14 protein-coding genes, 1 tRNA gene and 3 pseudogenes are annotated in these 16,543 nt (G+C 54.5%); 16 read left to right on the top strand and 2 right to left on the bottom strand.

Annotation, left to right across the window (positions count from 1 at the left end):
* Nucleotides 1-23: 23 nt before the first annotated feature.
* From rpmI to ICA15_RS01480, 11 genes and pseudogenes are all read left to right on the top strand, one after another.
* Complete coding sequence (rpmI, locus tag ICA15_RS01530) at nt 24-218, top strand: 50S ribosomal protein L35 (protein WP_002553160.1); 195 nt, start codon at nt 24-26, stop codon at nt 216-218.
* A 28-nt stretch (nt 219-246) separates the two neighbouring features.
* Nucleotides 247-603: a 50S ribosomal protein L20 gene (rplT, locus tag ICA15_RS01525; protein ID WP_042558693.1), complete on the top strand. Its 357-nt coding sequence runs from the start codon at nt 247-249 to the stop codon at nt 601-603.
* Nucleotides 604-712: 109 nt separating this feature from the next.
* Nucleotides 713-1,729, top strand: a complete 1,017-nt coding sequence (gene pheS, locus ICA15_RS01520; protein ID WP_003226365.1) for a phenylalanine--tRNA ligase subunit alpha — start codon at nt 713-715, stop codon at nt 1,727-1,729.
* A 26-nt stretch (nt 1,730-1,755) separates the two neighbouring features.
* Complete coding sequence (gene pheT / locus ICA15_RS01515; protein WP_210555610.1) at nt 1,756-4,134, top strand: phenylalanine--tRNA ligase subunit beta; 2,379 nt, start codon at nt 1,756-1,758, stop codon at nt 4,132-4,134.
* Between the two features lie 3 nt (nt 4,135-4,137).
* Nucleotides 4,138-4,440 (top strand): integration host factor subunit alpha, encoded by a 303-nt coding sequence (gene ihfA, locus ICA15_RS01510; RefSeq protein WP_002553164.1) that lies wholly within the window; start codon nt 4,138-4,140, stop codon nt 4,438-4,440.
* A complete protein-coding gene (locus tag ICA15_RS01505; protein WP_003179985.1) occupies nt 4,421-4,777 on the top strand; it encodes a MerR family transcriptional regulator in 357 nt (118 codons plus the stop codon). Before ihfA ends, ICA15_RS01505 begins: the two co-directional genes overlap by 20 nt.
* 89 nt (nt 4,778-4,866) lie before the next feature.
* Nucleotides 4,867-4,943: transfer RNA gene (locus ICA15_RS01500), tRNA-Pro, on the top strand.
* Nucleotides 4,944-5,673: 730 nt separating this feature from the next.
* Nucleotides 5,674-6,336: an inovirus Gp2 family protein gene (locus ICA15_RS01495; RefSeq protein WP_047300475.1), complete on the top strand. Its 663-nt coding sequence runs from the start codon at nt 5,674-5,676 to the stop codon at nt 6,334-6,336.
* 142 nt (nt 6,337-6,478) lie between these two features.
* Nucleotides 6,479-6,775 (top strand): ArsR/SmtB family transcription factor, encoded by a 297-nt coding sequence (locus ICA15_RS01490; RefSeq protein WP_047300476.1) that lies wholly within the window; start codon nt 6,479-6,481, stop codon nt 6,773-6,775.
* A 56-nt stretch (nt 6,776-6,831) separates the two neighbouring features.
* Entirely contained in the window at nt 6,832-7,842 is a 1,011-nt protein-coding gene (locus tag ICA15_RS01485) for a zinc-dependent alcohol dehydrogenase family protein (RefSeq protein ID WP_047300477.1), read from the top strand.
* 250 nt (nt 7,843-8,092) lie between these two features.
* A pseudogene (locus ICA15_RS01480) lies at nt 8,093-8,587 on the top strand (IS5 family transposase); the annotation flags it as partial.
* A 249-nt stretch (nt 8,588-8,836) separates the two neighbouring features.
* On the opposite strand, the pseudogene ICA15_RS01475 reads toward ICA15_RS01480, so the two are convergent.
* A pseudogene (locus ICA15_RS01475) lies at nt 8,837-9,853 on the bottom strand (IS110 family transposase).
* A gap of 81 nt (nt 9,854-9,934) precedes the next feature.
* Here ICA15_RS01475 and ICA15_RS01470 point away from each other — a divergent pair.
* Nucleotides 9,935-10,414: pseudogene (locus ICA15_RS01470) on the top strand (transposase); the annotation flags it as partial.
* Nucleotides 10,415-10,670: 256 nt separating this feature from the next.
* Here the strand turns inward: ICA15_RS01470 and ICA15_RS01465 are convergent.
* The gene (locus ICA15_RS01465) at nt 10,671-11,291 is read right to left on the bottom strand and encodes a glutathione S-transferase family protein (protein WP_047300479.1); all 621 of its coding nucleotides are present in this window, start codon (nt 11,289-11,291) and stop codon (nt 10,671-10,673) included.
* A 412-nt stretch (nt 11,292-11,703) separates the two neighbouring features.
* On the opposite strand from ICA15_RS01465, the gene ICA15_RS01460 reads away from it, so the two are divergent.
* The 4 genes from ICA15_RS01460 to ICA15_RS01440 all read left to right on the top strand — a co-directional run bounded on the left by ICA15_RS01460 (nt 11,704) and on the right by ICA15_RS01440 (nt 16,543).
* A complete protein-coding gene (locus ICA15_RS01460; protein ID WP_047300480.1) occupies nt 11,704-12,297 on the top strand; it encodes a TetR/AcrR family transcriptional regulator in 594 nt (197 codons plus the stop codon).
* Nucleotides 12,298-12,410: 113 nt separating this feature from the next.
* Nucleotides 12,411-13,445, top strand: a complete 1,035-nt coding sequence (locus ICA15_RS01455; RefSeq protein ID WP_047300481.1) for an NADP-dependent oxidoreductase — start codon at nt 12,411-12,413, stop codon at nt 13,443-13,445.
* 442 nt (nt 13,446-13,887) lie between these two features.
* Nucleotides 13,888-14,349: a (2Fe-2S)-binding protein gene (locus tag ICA15_RS01445; RefSeq protein ID WP_010562382.1), complete on the top strand. Its 462-nt coding sequence runs from the start codon at nt 13,888-13,890 to the stop codon at nt 14,347-14,349.
* A gap of 1 nt (nt 14,350) precedes the next feature.
* A complete protein-coding gene (locus tag ICA15_RS01440; protein ID WP_170058769.1) occupies nt 14,351-16,543 on the top strand; it encodes a xanthine dehydrogenase family protein molybdopterin-binding subunit in 2,193 nt (730 codons plus the stop codon).

Here is a 16,543-nt window from a genome sequence, read left to right as displayed (position 1 = left end):
CAACTGAATGCGGAGTACCGAACATGCCAAAGATGAAAACTAAAAGTGGTGCTGCTAAGCGGTTTCTGAAAACTGCTAACGGTATCAAGCACAAGCACGCTTTCAAGAGCCACATCCTGACTAAAATGTCGACCAAGCGTAAGCGTCAACTGCGCGGTAGCAGCTTGCTGCATCCGTCGGACGTCGCAAAAGTCGAGCGCATGCTGCGCCTTCGTTAATTTTAGTCAAGAATAGAGGAAGTAACTCATGGCTCGTGTAAAGCGTGGCGTCATGGCGCGTAAGCGCCACAAGAAAATTCTGAAACTTGCTAAAGGCTACTACGGTGCACGTTCGCGCGTATTCCGTGTTGCCAAGCAAGCGGTTATCAAGGCTGGCCAATACGCCTACCGTGACCGTCGTCAGAAAAAACGTCAGTTCCGCGCTCTGTGGATCGCTCGTATCAACGCTGGTGCTCGTGTTAACGGTCTGTCCTACAGCCGTTTCATCGCTGGCCTGAAAAAAGCGTCCATCGAGATCGACCGTAAGGTTCTGGCTGATCTGGCAGTGAACGAAAAAGCGGTGTTTGCTGCGATTGTCGAGAAAGCTAAAGCCACCTTGGCTTAAGTACCCCCGACAATCACCCGGCCTCACTTCCGTGGGGCCAGGTGGTAAACGTCTTAAATAGGGGAAGAGCCTTCAAGCTCTTCCCCTATTTTGTATCTGGAGTCTGTACATGGAAAACCTGGATGCGCTGGTCTCTCAAGCACTAGAGGCTGTGCAAAGCGCTGAAGATATCAATGCCCTGGAGCAAATCCGGGTTCAATACCTTGGCAAAAAGGGTGAATTGACTCAGGTGATGAAGACCCTGGGGAATTTGCCAGCAGAAGAGCGTCCGCAAGTCGGCGCCCTGATCAACGTTGCCAAGGAACGTGTTACAGGCGTTCTCAATGCGCGCATGGCCCTGTTTGAAGAAGCCGAACTGGCTGCCAAACTGTCTGCCGAATCCATTGACGTAACGCTGCCGGGCCGTGGCCAGACCTCTGGTGGTCTGCATCCGGTTACCCGGACTCTGGAGCGTGTTGAACAGTTCTTCACTCGCATTGGCTACGGCATTGCCGAAGGCCCTGAGGTCGAAGACGACTACCACAACTTTGAAGCGCTCAACATCCCAGGCCATCACCCGGCCCGGTCGATGCATGACACCTTCTATTTCAACGCCAACATGTTGCTGCGCACCCATACCTCGCCGGTACAGGTCCGCACCATGGAATCGAAACAGCCGCCGATCCGCATTGTCTGCCCAGGCCGTGTGTACCGCAGCGACTCCGATATCACCCACTCGCCGATGTTCCACCAGGTCGAAGGCCTGCTGGTCGATCGCGACATCAATTTTGCCGATCTCAAAGGCACCATCGAAGAATTCCTGCGGGTGTTCTTCGAGAAAGAGCTGGCCGTACGCTTTCGTCCTTCGTACTTCCCGTTCACCGAGCCATCCGCTGAAGTCGACATGGAATGCGTGATGTGCAGCGGTAAAGGCTGCCGTGTCTGCAAGCAGACTGGCTGGCTGGAAGTGATGGGTTGCGGCATGGTTCATCCGAACGTGTTGCGTATGTCCGGCATCGACCCGGAAGAGTTCTCCGGCTTTGCCTTCGGCATGGGCGTCGAGCGTCTGGCCATGCTCCGTTACGGCGTGAACGACTTGCGTCTGTTCTTCGACAACGACTTGCGGTTCCTCGCGCAATTTCGCTAGTCGTAACGAATTCTTAGGAGAGCAGGATGAAATTCAGTGAACAATGGCTGCGTGGCTGGGTTAGCCCGCAGGTAGATCGCGACGAGCTGGTTGCTCGTCTGTCGATGGCCGGTCTTGAGGTCGATAGCGTTACGCCGGCCGCCGGCGTATTCAGTGGCGTGGTCGTGGGCGAGGTGCTGAGCACCGAGCAACACCCTGATGCCGACAAATTGCGCGTTTGCCAGGTCAGCAATGGCGCGGAAACCTTTCAAGTTGTTTGCGGTGCGCCAAACGTGCGTCCGGGCTTGAAGATTCCGTTCGCCATGATTGGTGCCGAGCTGCCGGGCGACTTCAAGATCAAGAAGGCCAAGCTGCGCGGCGTCGAGTCCAACGGCATGCTGTGCTCGCAAGCCGAATTGCAAGTCGGTGAAGGCAACGACGGCTTGATGGAACTGCCGGCCGATGCCCCGGTGGGTGAAGATTTTCGTGTGTATCTGGAGCTGGAAGACGCCAGCATCGAGGTCGATCTGACCCCGAACCGTGGCGACTGCCTGTCCCTGGCCGGTCTGGCCCGTGAAGTCGGCGCGCTGTATGCCGCTCCGGTCACCCGTCCAGTGGTGCTTGCCGTTCCTGCCGTGCACGATGAAGTTCGCTCGGTAGAAGTGCTGGCGCCGGCCGCATGCCCGCGTTATCTGGGGCGTGTGATCCGTAACGTCGATCTGTCCAAGCCAACGCCGCTGTGGATGGTTGAGCGTCTGCGTCGCGCCGACGTGCGCAGCATCGACGCCGCCGTCGACATCACCAACTACGTGATGCTTGAGCTGGGCCAGCCGCTGCACGCATTCGATCTCGCCGAAATCAATGGCGGCATCCGCGTGCGGATGGCCGAAGAGGGCGAGAAGCTAGTGTTGCTCGACGGTCAGGAAGTCAGCCTGCGTAGCGATACGCTGGTCATCGCCGACCACACGCGTGCCCTGGCAATTGCCGGTGTGATGGGTGGCGAGCACAGCGGTGTCTCTTCGACCACTCGCGATGTATTCCTTGAGTCCGCGTTCTTCGATCAGATCGCTGTCGCTGGCAAGGCTCGTTCATACGGCCTGCACACCGACGCGTCGCATCGCTACGAGCGTGGCGTCGACTGGCAACTGGCCCGTGAAGCCATGGAGCGTGCCACTGGCCTGCTGCTGGAAATCACTGGCGGTGAAGCCGGCCCGATCATCGAGACCGTTAGCGAGCAACATCTGCCGTCGATCGCGCCGATCACCCTGCGTGCGCAGCGCATCACCCAGATGCTTGGCATGGAAATGGATTCGGCACAGGTCGAGCGTCTGCTCAGCGCCTTGGGTCTGAACATTTCTGCTGATGGAGCAGGGCAGTGGCGCGTAGAAGTGCCAAGCCATCGCTTCGACATCAGCCTGGAAGTTGATCTGATCGAAGAGCTGGCCCGTCTGTACGGTTACAACCGCTTGCCGGTTCGTTACCCGCAGGCGCGTCTGGCGCCACAAGCCAAGGCTGAAGCGCGCAGTGATCTGCCAGAACTGCGTCGCCTGCTGGTCGCTCGCGGTTATCAGGAAGCGATCACTTACAGCTTCATCGATCCACGGCAGTTCGAATTGTTCAACCCGGGCGTCGAGCCGCTGTTGCTGGCCAATCCGATCTCCAACGACATGGCTGCCATGCGTTCGTCGTTGTGGCCAGGTCTGGTCAAGGCGCTGCAGCACAACCTGAACCGCCAGCAAGATCGCGTGCGTCTGTTCGAAAGCGGCCTGCGCTTCGTTGGTCAGCTCGAAGGCCTGAAGCAAGAGCCGATGCTGTCCGGTGTTGTCTGCGGTAGCCGTCTGCCGGAAGGCTGGGCGCAAGGTCGCGACACTATCGACTTCTTCGACGTCAAGGCTGACGTGGAAGCAGTGCTGGGCTTCGCCGGCGCGCTGGATTCGTTCACTTTCGCTCCGGGCAAACACCCGGCGCTGCACCCGGGTCAAACCGCGCGCATTGAACGTGAAGGGCGTGAAGTCGGTTTCATCGGCGCCATCCACCCGGAATTGTCGAAAGCCTTGGGTCTGGACCGTCCGGTCTTCGTTTTCGAGCTGGTTCTGGCTGAAGTGGCGCTCGGTAAAATGCCGAAATTCCACGAGTTGTCGCGCTTTCCTGAAGTGCGTCGTGACCTTGCACTGATCGCGCACAAAGACGTCGCAGCCTCGGCTGTACTGGACGTAATCCGTGAAAATGCAGGCGAATGGCTCACAGATCTCAGGCTGTTTGACGTATATCAGGGTAAAGGTATTGATCCTGATAGAAAAAGCCTTGCAGTTGGCTTGACCTGGCAGCATCCATCGCGCACTCTTAATGACGATGAGGTGAATTCGACGACGCAAAATATCCTCACCTCGCTCGAACAAAGGTTGAACGCCACGTTAAGGAAGTGACGTATGGGGGCTTTGACGAAAGCTGAGATGGCGGAACGTCTGTATGAAGAGCTGGGCCTGAACAAGCGGGAAGCCAAGGAATTGGTGGAACTGTTTTTCGAAGAAATCAGGCACGCTCTTGAAGACAACGAGCAGGTCAAATTGTCCGGTTTCGGCAATTTCGACCTTCGGGACAAGCGCCAGCGGCCTGGCCGCAACCCGAAAACGGGGGAAGAAATCCCGATCACGGCTCGCCGTGTGGTCACCTTTCGTCCAGGGCAGAAGTTGAAGGCCCGAGTTGAGGCTTATGCTGGAACCAAGTCATAACGACGAACTACCCGTCATCCCGGGCAAACGCTACTTCACCATCGGTGAAGTCAGCGAGCTGTGTGCCGTAAAGCCACACGTGCTGCGCTACTGGGAGCAGGAGTTTCCTCAGCTCAACCCCGTCAAACGCCGCGGAAACCGCCGGTATTATCAGCGCCAGGACGTGCTGATGATCCGGCAGATCCGCGCGCTCCTTTACGATCAGGGGTTCACCATCGGCGGCGCACGCTTGCGCCTGTCCGGCGATGAAGCCAAAGACGACACCACCCAATACAAGCAAATGATCCGCCAGATGATCGCCGAACTCGAAGATGTGCTGGTGGTACTCAAGAAATAAAAAGCTGCGTTTGAATACTTCCAGTTTTCAAAAGCTTGCGATATATTCTTGAGCGTTCTTCGAGGTGAAGAACGAGATGCAAAACCAGTCGGGGCGTAGCGCAGTCCGGTAGCGCACTAGCATGGGGTGCTAGGGGTAGAGTGTTCGAATCACTCCGTCCCGACCATATTTTTCAATGACTTAGCCCGGTGCCGAAAGGTCCGGGCTTTGTTGTTTCTGAGATTCGAACGCTTTGGTCACCGTTGGGTCACCGTTAGCGAAAAGCTGGTAACCCTCTTTATGTAGCTCATCGCGCTGAAGTCAGCCAAAGCTGATTAATCTTGGTGGTATTCCGCGCCAAAATGAAACCGTGTACTGATGCCTCGTTAGCCCTAAGCGCCTTAGCCTTCGGCATCAGGCTAAGCGCCGGTCCATGTATCATGCGGTCCTCCGCTTTGCCTTGCTCGTTAATTACAAAGGACACACGATGCCCTCGCTAAGCGTCCACCAAGTTTGCGGCCGGCACTCCTGCTGACCGTGTGGCTCCAATCTGTAGTTTATTTCCAGAGCATCTGAATCACTGCTGCCGTCCTATTCTTGCCGAGATCTCTGGCAGTTTGCCGCCCCACTCCCTTGCAGGAGTGGGGTGGTGGGTTTCGGTATTAGTATTATTTATATATCCATATGTTAGACATGGATTCATTGAGGTAGAGCTTGCATTTCTCATAGCCGTCATCAACCTATAGATCCTACCCATACATCCATTCAAGGCAGCCATCCCATCACGCTCATCCCTCAAGAAGGGATGAGCTCAGCCAGTGACTGAACAAGCTCCTAGCGCAGTTACACCTGCAGAACGAACTGTAAAAATTTACAGAATCCACTGAGTTGATGTACCTACTCAGTGGATCATTCCCATGACATACCAGCCCAAGCGTCACCCTGACAACAGCAATCTCCACCTACACTGCGAGAGCACCTTCCGTGGGCTACCCGTGCTGACCGCGCACGTGCCCTTCATTACCCAATACCTCGAAGGCGTCTATGAAACCACTCGGTTGGCGCTGAGCGCTCACCGTCGAGTGTTCGCGTTACGGTTCGACCTGCATTTCCCAGATGACGACTCCGTCCCTGAATCAGATAACACTGTCATTTCCAGATTTGTCGATTCGTTGACCTTCAGAATCCAATCAGCACGGGAGCGTTCCAGGCGACTGAATGGTTCTGCACATCAGACACAAGTGCGCTGGTGCTGGGTCAGGGAGATCGGGCGAGAGGGTAGACCGCATTACCACTTCGTCCTATTGCTTAACCGGGATGCGTACCACACCGTGGGATACTTTGACTCAGCACGAGAGAATACATACGGCCGCATTCATGCTGCATGGGCCAGTGCGTTGAGAATGCCTATCGATGATACCAATGGCTTGGTGCATATCCCTGACAACGCTGAGTACCAACTCACTCGGAATGATCCAGTGGTGATGGACCAGTACTTTCGTCGAGTGAGCTACCTCTGCAAGGCAGCTACCAAGGTGTACGGCAATCGCTGTCGTGTGTTTGGTTGCAGTAGAGGGTGAGTGAGCCAGCGCTGCAGACCAAGGTGCCCATCAGTAGTGTTGTCGGTTTAACAGAAAACCCGTTTACCCAAAGTCTGGGACACCCTCACGGTTAATAGATTAATTGTTGATCATTTCGTAAAAAAGCGTAACATTGCCAGCCATGATACTCGAACAGCTCAAAGCCCTGGGCAATGACACTCGCATGCAAATGATGGAGTGGCTCAAAGACCCACTTAATAATTTCCCACCTCAGGATCATGGCGATCCTGCCATAGGGGTGTGCGTAACCCATTTGCAGCACAAGGCAGGGCTTTCGCCTTCTACCGCGTCTGCACACTTAGCAATATTGCAGCGCGCAGGCTTCGTGCTAACCACCCGCATCGGAAAGTGGACTTACTACCGGCGCAATGAGCAGGCGATTGACGACTTTGCGGCTAGGCTGATCATCGAGTTGTAATTTTTGAGTTATCATTTCGTTATTTCGCGTAATTAGAAAACATAAGGAATCCCCCCATGAGCAGCAAAACGATCTTCGTCCAACCCGGTGGTGGCTATGAAAACGTTGTGGTTGGCAGCAGCGAAGTCCGAGCCGCAGCGCGTGGCGAAATCACCGTACGCCTCCACGCCAACTCGCTCAACTACCACGACTTCGCGGTGGTCAGCGGCATGTGGGGCCCTAGCGAAAAACGCATCCCCATGGCCGATGGTGCAGGTGAAGTCATTGCTGTCGGCCCAGATGTCACTGAATTCAAGGTGGGTGACTCGGTCGTCAGCACCTTCTTCCCGGAGTGGATCGACGGTGCGCCACTGGTTGAAGGCTTTGTTAGCGTGCCAGGTGATGGCATTGACGGCTACGCTCGCGAGCAAGTGACGGCCAAAGCCACATCGTTCACCCTCGCGCCTACTGGCTACAGCCATGCCGAAGCGTCGACGCTTACCACCGCCGGCCTTACTGCATGGCGCGCGTTGATGGCCGATGACTCACTCAAGCCGGGCGACACCGTGCTCGTTCAAGGCACTGGTGGCGTTTCAATTTTCGCCCTGCAGTTCGCAAAAATGGCCGGTGCTACCGTCATTGCTACCTCTTCAAGCGACGAAAAACTTGAACGTCTGACAGCGCTAGGCGCTGATCATGTGATCAATTACCGCAAAGACCTTAACTGGGGCGAAACTGCACGCGCTCTAACGGGTGGCCGTGGTGTTGACCACATCATCGAAGTCGGCGGCCCTGCGACGCTTGAGCAATCGATGATTGCAATTCGGGTCGCTGGTCACATCTCCGTCATCGGGATATTGAGTGGCGTAAGCGGTGCAATGAATTTTGTACCGGCACTGATCAAGCAAGTGCGTCTGCAGGGTGTATTGGTGGGTAGCCGCAGCCAACAGCAAGACATGATCCGTGCCATCAATGCTAATGGCATGCGCCCCATTATTGATCGTCATTTTCCGTTGAGCCAGATTGTCGAAGCGTTCAAGTATCAGGAAACCAATCAGCATTTCGGCAAAATCTGCCTGGATATCTAAGCGACACATCGTCAGAGGACGCATGCGACGTGTGCCTCTGGCTTTTCAGTCAAGGCTCGTCCTTTCGACAAACGACTCATCGCCCCAGATGTTGAGCCATCCGCAGGATGTCGGCCTCGGTGGCCTGTGGGCTCTTAGGGAAACTCTTATATGGACGCCTCCCGAAGCTCAAGGGGGTATTCGTGCTGACGTATAGGTAGGAGCAGTCTTATATCCGGCCTGTTTGTGCAGGCCGACAAGCCTACTCGCCCTGATAGAATCTGCTGACGAGGCCGAATATGCTGGCAAACGTAAGCAGACCCGCCGCGAGCGCTTCCTGATCGAGATGGGTCAGGTAGAGCCCTGGAAGGGCTTGCTTGCCTTAATCGAACCGCATTATCCAAAGGGCGAAGGGGGCCGTCCGGCGTATCCGTTGCTGGCCATGTTGCGGGTTCATCTGATGCAGAACTGGTTCGGCTAAAGCGATCAGGCGATGGAAGAGTTCCTGTATGAAACGACGATTCTGCGCCAGTTCGGGGGGTTGAATCTGGATAGGATTTCCGATGAAACCACGGTCCTCAATTTCCGTCGTTTGTTGGAAAGACATGAGTTGGCGGGCGGAATTTTGCAGATCCTCAATAGCTATCTGGGTGATCGTGGCCTGCTGATGCGTCAGGGCTCGGTGGTCGATGCGACGATCATTCACGCGCCGAGTTCGACCAAGAACAAGGACGGCAGACGCGTTCCCGAAATGCATCAGACGAAATGTATGGTCAGCCCACCTCCCGCAACCCAGCGTGATGAACGGTAAAACATGCTTGCGCTAATGTATCCGGGCTCATGGTGAGCACGGTCATTAGCGCTCGGCCCTTGATGAGAAGTCGCTCCCAACAGTCCTTGATAAAAGGATCAGCTACGAACAAAGCTATCTTCGTCTTCAGGTTTTCAGTCGGGATGTTTGCCGTTTATCGTCATCATCACTGTCGTCGCAAAAGCCGGTGGTAATTCGGTTAGATCAAGCCGTTTGTTGCACGTTGTAGCTACCGCCTCGGGCTAACACAGCCCAGACGATTCTTGCCATTTTGTTGGCTAGCGCACAGGCGACCTTGTTCGGCGGCTTGCGAGCCAAAAGCTTTCTTACCCAGGCTCCGAGCGCATCGTTTCGCTTGTCGATTCGGATCATCAGTGCGTGAGCGCCTTGCACCAGTAGGCAGCGCAGATACTTGTCGCCGCGTTTGCTGATGTCGAGCAAGCTCGTCTTGCCACCGGTTGAATACTGTCGAGGCACCAACCCGAGTGAGGCGGCAAAGTCGCGCGAGCTTTTGTAAGTCGAAGCGTCGCCGACATCCGCCAGCAGCGCGCTAGCGGTGAGAGGGCCGATGCCGGGGATGCTCAACAAGCGCATGCCGGCTGCGTCCTCAGACAGTTGCTGTTTGATCTCGACATCGATGGTTTTGATATCTCGAGTCAGGCGTTGAATATCGAGCAGCATTCGCTCAACCGCATTGCGCAGTCGAATCGGCAGTTCGTGGTTTTCCATTAACGCCGGTACCTGCTCCAGAGCCGCATATCCAACGGGGAAAATGATGCCGAACTCCAACAGAAAGCCGTGCACCTGGTTGATGATTCCCGTGCGATTATCCACCCAAGACTTGCGCAGCTTGTGCTCGGTCGACAGGATTTGCTGCTCAAGGGTCTTTACCGGAACCGAGTGGGTTCTGGGTCGCGACGCTGCTTCGCAGATGGCCTCTGCATCGATAAAATCATTCTTGTTGCCGGGGACGTAGGCCTTTACATGCTGCGCCGCGATTAATTGCACTCGATGGCCTAAGCTTTCGATCTGCCTAGCCAGCCACTGCGAGCCGCCGCAGGACTCCATGGCAATTTTGCAGGTTGGCAACTGCGTCAGATACGGCAGCAATTGGCTACGATTGAGCTTCTTGCGCAAGAGCTGGTTTCATCTGGCGTCCTGGCCATGCAAGTGGAAGGTGTTCTTGCCGATATCGATACCCAGAAGCGTCACGGTATTCATGAGAGATCCTCCTCCGGTAAAGAGAGAAACCCGGTAAGTCTAGACTCACTGGGTTTCTCGAGCAGGGCTGACCATCTCATTAAAGGAAATATGTATTTCTTCAGGATGAAAGTGCACGTCGGCTTCGACGCCGAATCAGGCTTGGTACATGGCCTGGTGGGGACTGCGACGAATGTGGCGGACATGACGCAGGTCGATCAGTTATTACACGGCGAGGAAACTTACATGTGCGGCGATGCGGGTTGCACCGGCGTGGACAAGCGTCTTGAGCATCAGAATCGCAAGATGATCTGGTCGATTGCCGCCCGGCCCAGCAGCTATAAAAAGCAGGCGGAAACGAGTTTGATCGGCCGCCTACGCCGCAAGATCGAACACGCGAAAGCGCAGGTACGGGCCAAGGTTGAGCACCCATGTCGGGTGATCAAGCGCCAGTTTGGCTATACGAAAGTGCGCTTTCGCGGTTTGGCGAAAAACATCGCTCAGCAAACGACCTTGTTCGCGTTGTCAAATCTATGGATGGTGCGAAAGCGGATGTTGAATGCGGGAGAGGTGCGTCTGTAATGCGGGCTGATCGCCCTGAAACAGCACGATCAGAGGAAAGAGCCGTGAATTAAAAACAGGAAGCGTCTGTTTTTCGGCCGACTTGGAATTTCTTGAACCTCAAGCAGCGAGGGCATCAAAAATCGGTGGGTATTTCAGACCTTCCCTAGATGTTGAGCCATCCGCAGAATTTCGGCCTCAGTGGCCTGTAGGCTCTTAGAGTAAGTAGCCATGGCAGGCTTAGAGTCAGCCACGGCTGTGTGTTAAAAAGCTCAACTCAGTTAGCGTCTATATTCAGTGCTCGTTTATAGCTAGTCTGATTTTCAAGGTTGCGAATATAGCTCTCGATATGTGGGAATTTGCTCCCGGATTTGAGCCAGTTGAGCGCGCCTTTCACGACAAACCCCAGCATGAAGTCTGCTCCGGTGAGTCGCTCTTCGACTAAAAACGTCCTACCATTCAGGTAGTCGTTTAAATATGAAAAAACTTTATTAAATTCTTTTTCAGCGTAATCATTAAGAAACTTGAGATCGGTTCCGGATTGTATTTCAAACTCATTAAATACTTTCAGCAAGAACGGAAGCATTGCTGAACTTTCTGAGAAGTGAATCCATTGTATATAGTCGATGTGCTCAGGCGAAAGTTCATCTGGTGCTAAATGAGGAGCGAATTTTTTTATCAAAAGCTCCGTGATCGCGCCAGACTCCGCAATTATCTTTCCATCCAGTTCTATAACTGGAGACTTGCCAAGGGGGTGAATAGCTCTCAGAGCCTGGGGGGCCAGATGGGTTTTTTCATCACGCTGATACCGGATAATTTCATACGGTTCGCCTATTTCTTCCAGTAACCACAGAATGCGAATCGACCTTGAGTCATTAAGGTGATGAAGTCTTATCATGATTTTTACGCCTTTGAGTAATCACCGTAAGGTGGTGTCACGTTGCGTGAGGCTATCCACAGGTTGATATTCCAACTCGCAACGAGTGAGTGGGAAATTGTATCTGTCGATATGCGACCAGTCTACTAGATCAATAATTTAAGTACTCTCATATCCATCGAGGTCATATCCCGTCCGGCTTGGCGCGGATCTAAATTCATAGGTTAATCTCTAATGGAAGGGCAGTGCCTCCAGAAGCCTAAGGCGCTTTAGGCAAGCTTAGGGTTGGTTCTTGCAAGGATTGCCGCGTTGTCGGGCCGCCGAATGTGAGGTGGCGCGTATGTTGTTTTGTGCGGCTGTGAGAGACAATTGCTATGATTTCATCAGCAATCTCATATAGACGACTGGTCTATTTTTTTGGTATCTTGTGCAAATGAAACCACGCTATGATGCTACGCGCCAACATTTGCTCGACACAGGCCACCGAATGATGGTGGTCAAGGGATTCACCGGTGTTGGGCTTAACGAGATTTTGCACGCGGCAAGTGTGCCGAAGGGCTCGTTCTACCATTACTTCAAATCCAAGGAGCAGTACGGGCAGTCCTTGCTCGAGGATTACTTTCGCAATTATTTGGCGAATATGGACGAGCGCTTCGCCGTGACGGGGAATACAGCTCGTGAGCGACTCATGGAGTACTGGCAGAAATGGCTTGATAGCTATTGTGAGCCCTGTGATGAGCAAAAGTGCCTGGTAGTTAAGTTGAGCGCCGAGGTGGCGGATCTTTCGGAGGTGATGCGTATCACTCTTCGCGACGGAGCAGATCAAATAATTGAACGTATTTCTGGTTGTCTCGAGCAAGGGCGCCTCGACGGTTCCTTGCCTCAATGTGATGCTTACCTAACCGCTACGGCCCTATACCAGCTTTGGCTTGGTGCAAGCCTGCTGAGCAAGCTGCACCGTAATAGTCGGTCGCTAGAAAATGCCATGGCAACTACTCAGGTCATGCTGGCCTCTGAGAAGGCTTGATTGCGAGATCGCCCACCCACAGGTGGGTTGCTTTACCTGAAAAATAGCAGACTGGTCTAATCTATTGTCTGTTGATACGACTGTTTTTTCAACACCAGCCAAGGAATTTGAAGATGCCCCAATCAAAGCAAATCAATCGAAGCGTTGTTCTGGCGTCGCGTCCACATGGTGCGCCTGTCGAAGCGAATTTTCGTATTGAACAAGGCCCAATTCCTGAGCCCGCAGAGGGGCAGGTACTTCTGCGTACTATCTATCTATCACTCGATCCTTACATGCGTGGTCGCATGAGTGATGCGCCGTCCTATGCCCCTCCAGTCGAAGTGGGCGGGGTAATGGTGGGTGGCACTGTATGTCGTGTGGTTGCCTCAAAGCATCACGCCTATAAAGTGGATGACTGGGTTCTGTCTTTCAGTGGTTGGCAAGACTATGCCTTGTCCGATGGTAGCGATCTGACCCCGCTAGGTGAGACGGCGGCGCATCCGTCTTATGCCTTGGGAATATTGGGCATGCCAGGTTTCACTGCCTACATGGGGTTGCTGGACATTGGCCGACCTACGGCAGGTGAGACTCTGGTGGTTGCTGCTGCCACCGGGCCGGTCGGAGCAACTGTGGGGCAGATTGGGAAGATCAAGGGGTGTCATGTTGTAGGCGTTGCAGGCGGGGAAGAAAAGTGCAGGCATGCCGTGGAAGTTCTGGGTTTTAATGTTTGCCTGGATCACCGTGCGCCAGACTTCGCTGAGCAACTGGCTAAGGCTTGCCCAGCGGGTATTGATATCTACTTCGAGAATGTCGGCGGAAAAGTATTCGATGCGGTACTGCCGCTGCTGAATCCAAAGGCCCGAGTGCCTGTCTGCGGTATTATCGCGCATTACAACGATACTGCTTTACCGAACGGGCCAGATCGTTTACCTGCATTAATGGGCACCATTCTACGGAAGCGCATTAATGTACAAGGATTTATTATTTTTGATGATTATGGTCATCGTTATAATGAGTTCTTTAAAGAGATGTCAAGCTGGTTTGCTGATGGTCGTATTAAATATCGTGAGGAATTAGTAGTCGGATTAGAAGAGGCGCCTAAAGCATTTATTGGACTGCTAGAGGGTCGTAACTTTGGAAAGTTAGTTGTTTGTGTGAGTGACGAATAACTTATTATTGATGTGTCCGTAGAGTTTTTACCCTGCCATTGTTACTACTCTTTGGCAGGGTTTTTTTAAAAAAACAGTCCGTTTTAAGTGATCGGCTAGGAGGTGTGATTATGAATTCCCGCAGCAATATGTCGCACAAATTACACTCCGCGTTTTGGCGCGTTGTGGTTGGTTGTATAGGTCTTTATCCGACACTTTTAATTGTGCTGAGTTTGTTGGGTCCACTCACGCGTAATCTCAGTTTTCCATTAATGGTGCTGGTTGAGGTGGTGGTGTTGGTCCCTGTTACCCAACTCGTATCTTTTCCACTTGCGGGGTGGTTGGTTTCTCGTTTGAGGCGTATTGCTTAATAAAAGCTGCTGAATATTTTTAATATATCCCTGTGTGCTGATTAGTAATGAAGACTGTCGGCTCATTAAAAATACTAGTCTGAGGAATGAAGATGCAAACGCTAATCATCAATGGACAGTCGCACCAAGTCGACGTGCCGCAGGATATGCCTCTGCTTTGGGTCTTACGCGATGTGCTTGGCCTCACCGGGACAAAATACGGCTGTGGTATTGCTCAGTGTGGCGTTTGCACCGTGCATCTTGATGGTCAGCCGATACGTTCGTGCGTGACCCCTGTAGCTGCTTTGACGGGCCGCTCAATCACCACCATTGAGGCCATCGGTGAGACTGCTGTCGGTCAAGCCGTTCAACAGGCTTGGCTGGCGCATGAGGTGGTGCAATGCGGTTACTGTCAGTCAGGGCAGATCATGGCGGCCACTGCTCTGCTGCAGAGCCAGCCCGCGCCAGACGATCAGGCGATTGATGCTGCAATGGCAGGCAATCTTTGTCGCTGCGCCACCTACACCCGTATTCGCACAGCCATCCACAGTGTTGGCCGTGTAGAGGAGGCGTGAGATGAAGAAGACAATCGAAATGAATGTTGATATGTCCCGTCGCCGTCTCTTGCAAGGCAGCGGTATCGCGGTCGGCGGCTTGGTGTTGAGTACCTGGCTACCGCCGTTGGTGTCCAAAAGCGCTGCCTCCGAGGCTGCTGCTTTAGGCCGGCTGGGTGATCGCTCCGCTGAGGGGTTCGGGGCCTTTGTGCGGGTGGGCCCAGATGGCGTGGTCACGGTGATCTCGCCGAAGATTGAAATGGGTCAGGGCGCGCAAACTGGTATTGCAATGATGGTGGCGGAGGAGCTTGAGGTCGATTTGGATAAGGTAGTAATCCAGGAGGCCCCACCGAACTCCGCACTGTATACCGATACCCTGCTTCAGTTTCAGGCCACTGGTGGCTCGACCTCTACCCGTTACACCTGGGAGCCGCTGCGTCGGGCGGGCGCTACAGCGCGCATCCTGTTGATTCAGGCGGCAGCGCTGCAATGGCGCGTCGCGCCGAGCCTGTGTCATGCGCAGAATGGCCAGGTGTTTGGCCCCAAAGGCCTGCAGGCTGACTACGGCGATTTGGTCGAGGCCGCTGCGACGCTGCCGTTGCCCGACGCGGTGCCGCTGAAAACCCCCGAGCAGTTCAAGCTGTTGGGCACTCCCGCGCAACGCCTGGACACGCCCGCGAAGGTCAACGGCAAGGCGCGCTTTACCATTGACCTGCAAATCCCCGGGATGCTGGTGGCCTCCAGCATCACCTGTCCGGTGTATGGCGGACGGCTGCGTTCGGTTGATGAAACTGAGGCGCGACGGGTGTTAGGGGTGCGCGACATCGTGCGTTTGGACAATGCCGTGGCCGTTACCGCAAGTAACTTTTGGGCCTGCCAGCAGGCCATCAAAGCGTTAAAGATCGAGTGGGAACTTGGGTCGAACGCAACTATAGGCTCAAAGCAACTGGACCAGGAGCTGCTAGCCGCAAGTAGCCGTGATGGCGTGGTCGCTAAGCGCACAGGCGATATTGAGCAAGCCAAACAGGGATCTTCCAGCCAGTTCGAGGCCGTTTACGAGCAAGCGCTGTTGTCGCATTCGCCGCTTGAGCCCATGAGCTGCGTGGCTCATGTGCGTAAAGATGCGTGCGAGCTATGGGTGGGCACCCAAGTGCCGGTCTTCGCCCAACAGACGGCCGCCCAAGTCACCGGGCTGCCTGTGGAAAAAATCCAGGTGCACAATCAATTGATCGGTGGGGCATTTGGCCGGCGTCTGGAGTTCGACTTCATCACCCAAGCAGTGGCCATCGCGCGTCAGGTCGATTACCCGATCAAGCTGGTCTGGAGCCGTGAGGAGGACATGACCCACGACCTCTATCGGCCGCTCTATGCCGATCGTATGCAAGCCGCCCTCGATAAGCAGGGGCGTCCGCTGGGCTGGGAACACCGTATCGCTGGTGCCTCGATTCTCGCCCGCTATGCCGGCGGCTTGCCTCCCAGCGGCGTGGATGCCGATGCCGTTGAAGTCGCGGTGGAGCCCATCTACCGCCTGCCGCATTTGCAGGTTCGCTATATCCGCCAGGAGCCGAGTGTCGTGCCCGTGTCCTGGTGGCGAGGCGTGGGCCCTCTGCGGGGGACGTATGCCCTGGAGTGTTTTATTGATGAGCTGGCGCACAATGCCAAGGCCGACCCGGTGGTCTACCGTTTGGAGCTGTTGGCGGACCAGCCACGTGCCCAGGCGGTGCTGCGCTTACTTGCTGAGAAGAGTGACTGGTACCAGTCTTTACCTGCTGGGCAGGGTCGTGGTGTGGCAGTAAGTTCGGTGTTTGGCAGCTATGTAGCAACTCTCGTTGAGCTTGAGATGCAGGGCGAATTTGGCTTGCGCATTAAACGCTTGATCAGTGTTGTGGACTGCGGCTTCGCGACTAACCCGACGTCGGTCTTGGCGCAGGTTGAAGGAGGGACATTATTCGGTCTGTCTGCTTCGTTGTTCAACGAGATTCTTATCGAGAACGGTCAGGTTCAGCAGACCAACTACCACAACTATCGGCAGCTGCGCATAAGTGAGGCGCCAGCAGTTGAGGTGCACCTGCTGTCTAGCCTGGAAGCACCGGGCGGAGTCGGGGAAGCCGGTACTGCGCTGATCGGTCCAGCTTTGGTTAACGCTCTCTACGCTGCTTCCGGTACGCGCATTCGTCGGTTACCACTTAGCCGTGCTGGCTACTATCCGGTTTGA

This window comes from Pseudomonas sp. P116 (assembly GCF_020149425.1).
Lineage (GTDB): Bacteria > Pseudomonadota > Gammaproteobacteria > Pseudomonadales > Pseudomonadaceae > Aquipseudomonas > Aquipseudomonas anatoliensis.
Note: the sequence above shows the minus strand (reverse complement) of the source record. Positions and strands in the feature narration are given on the sequence as shown.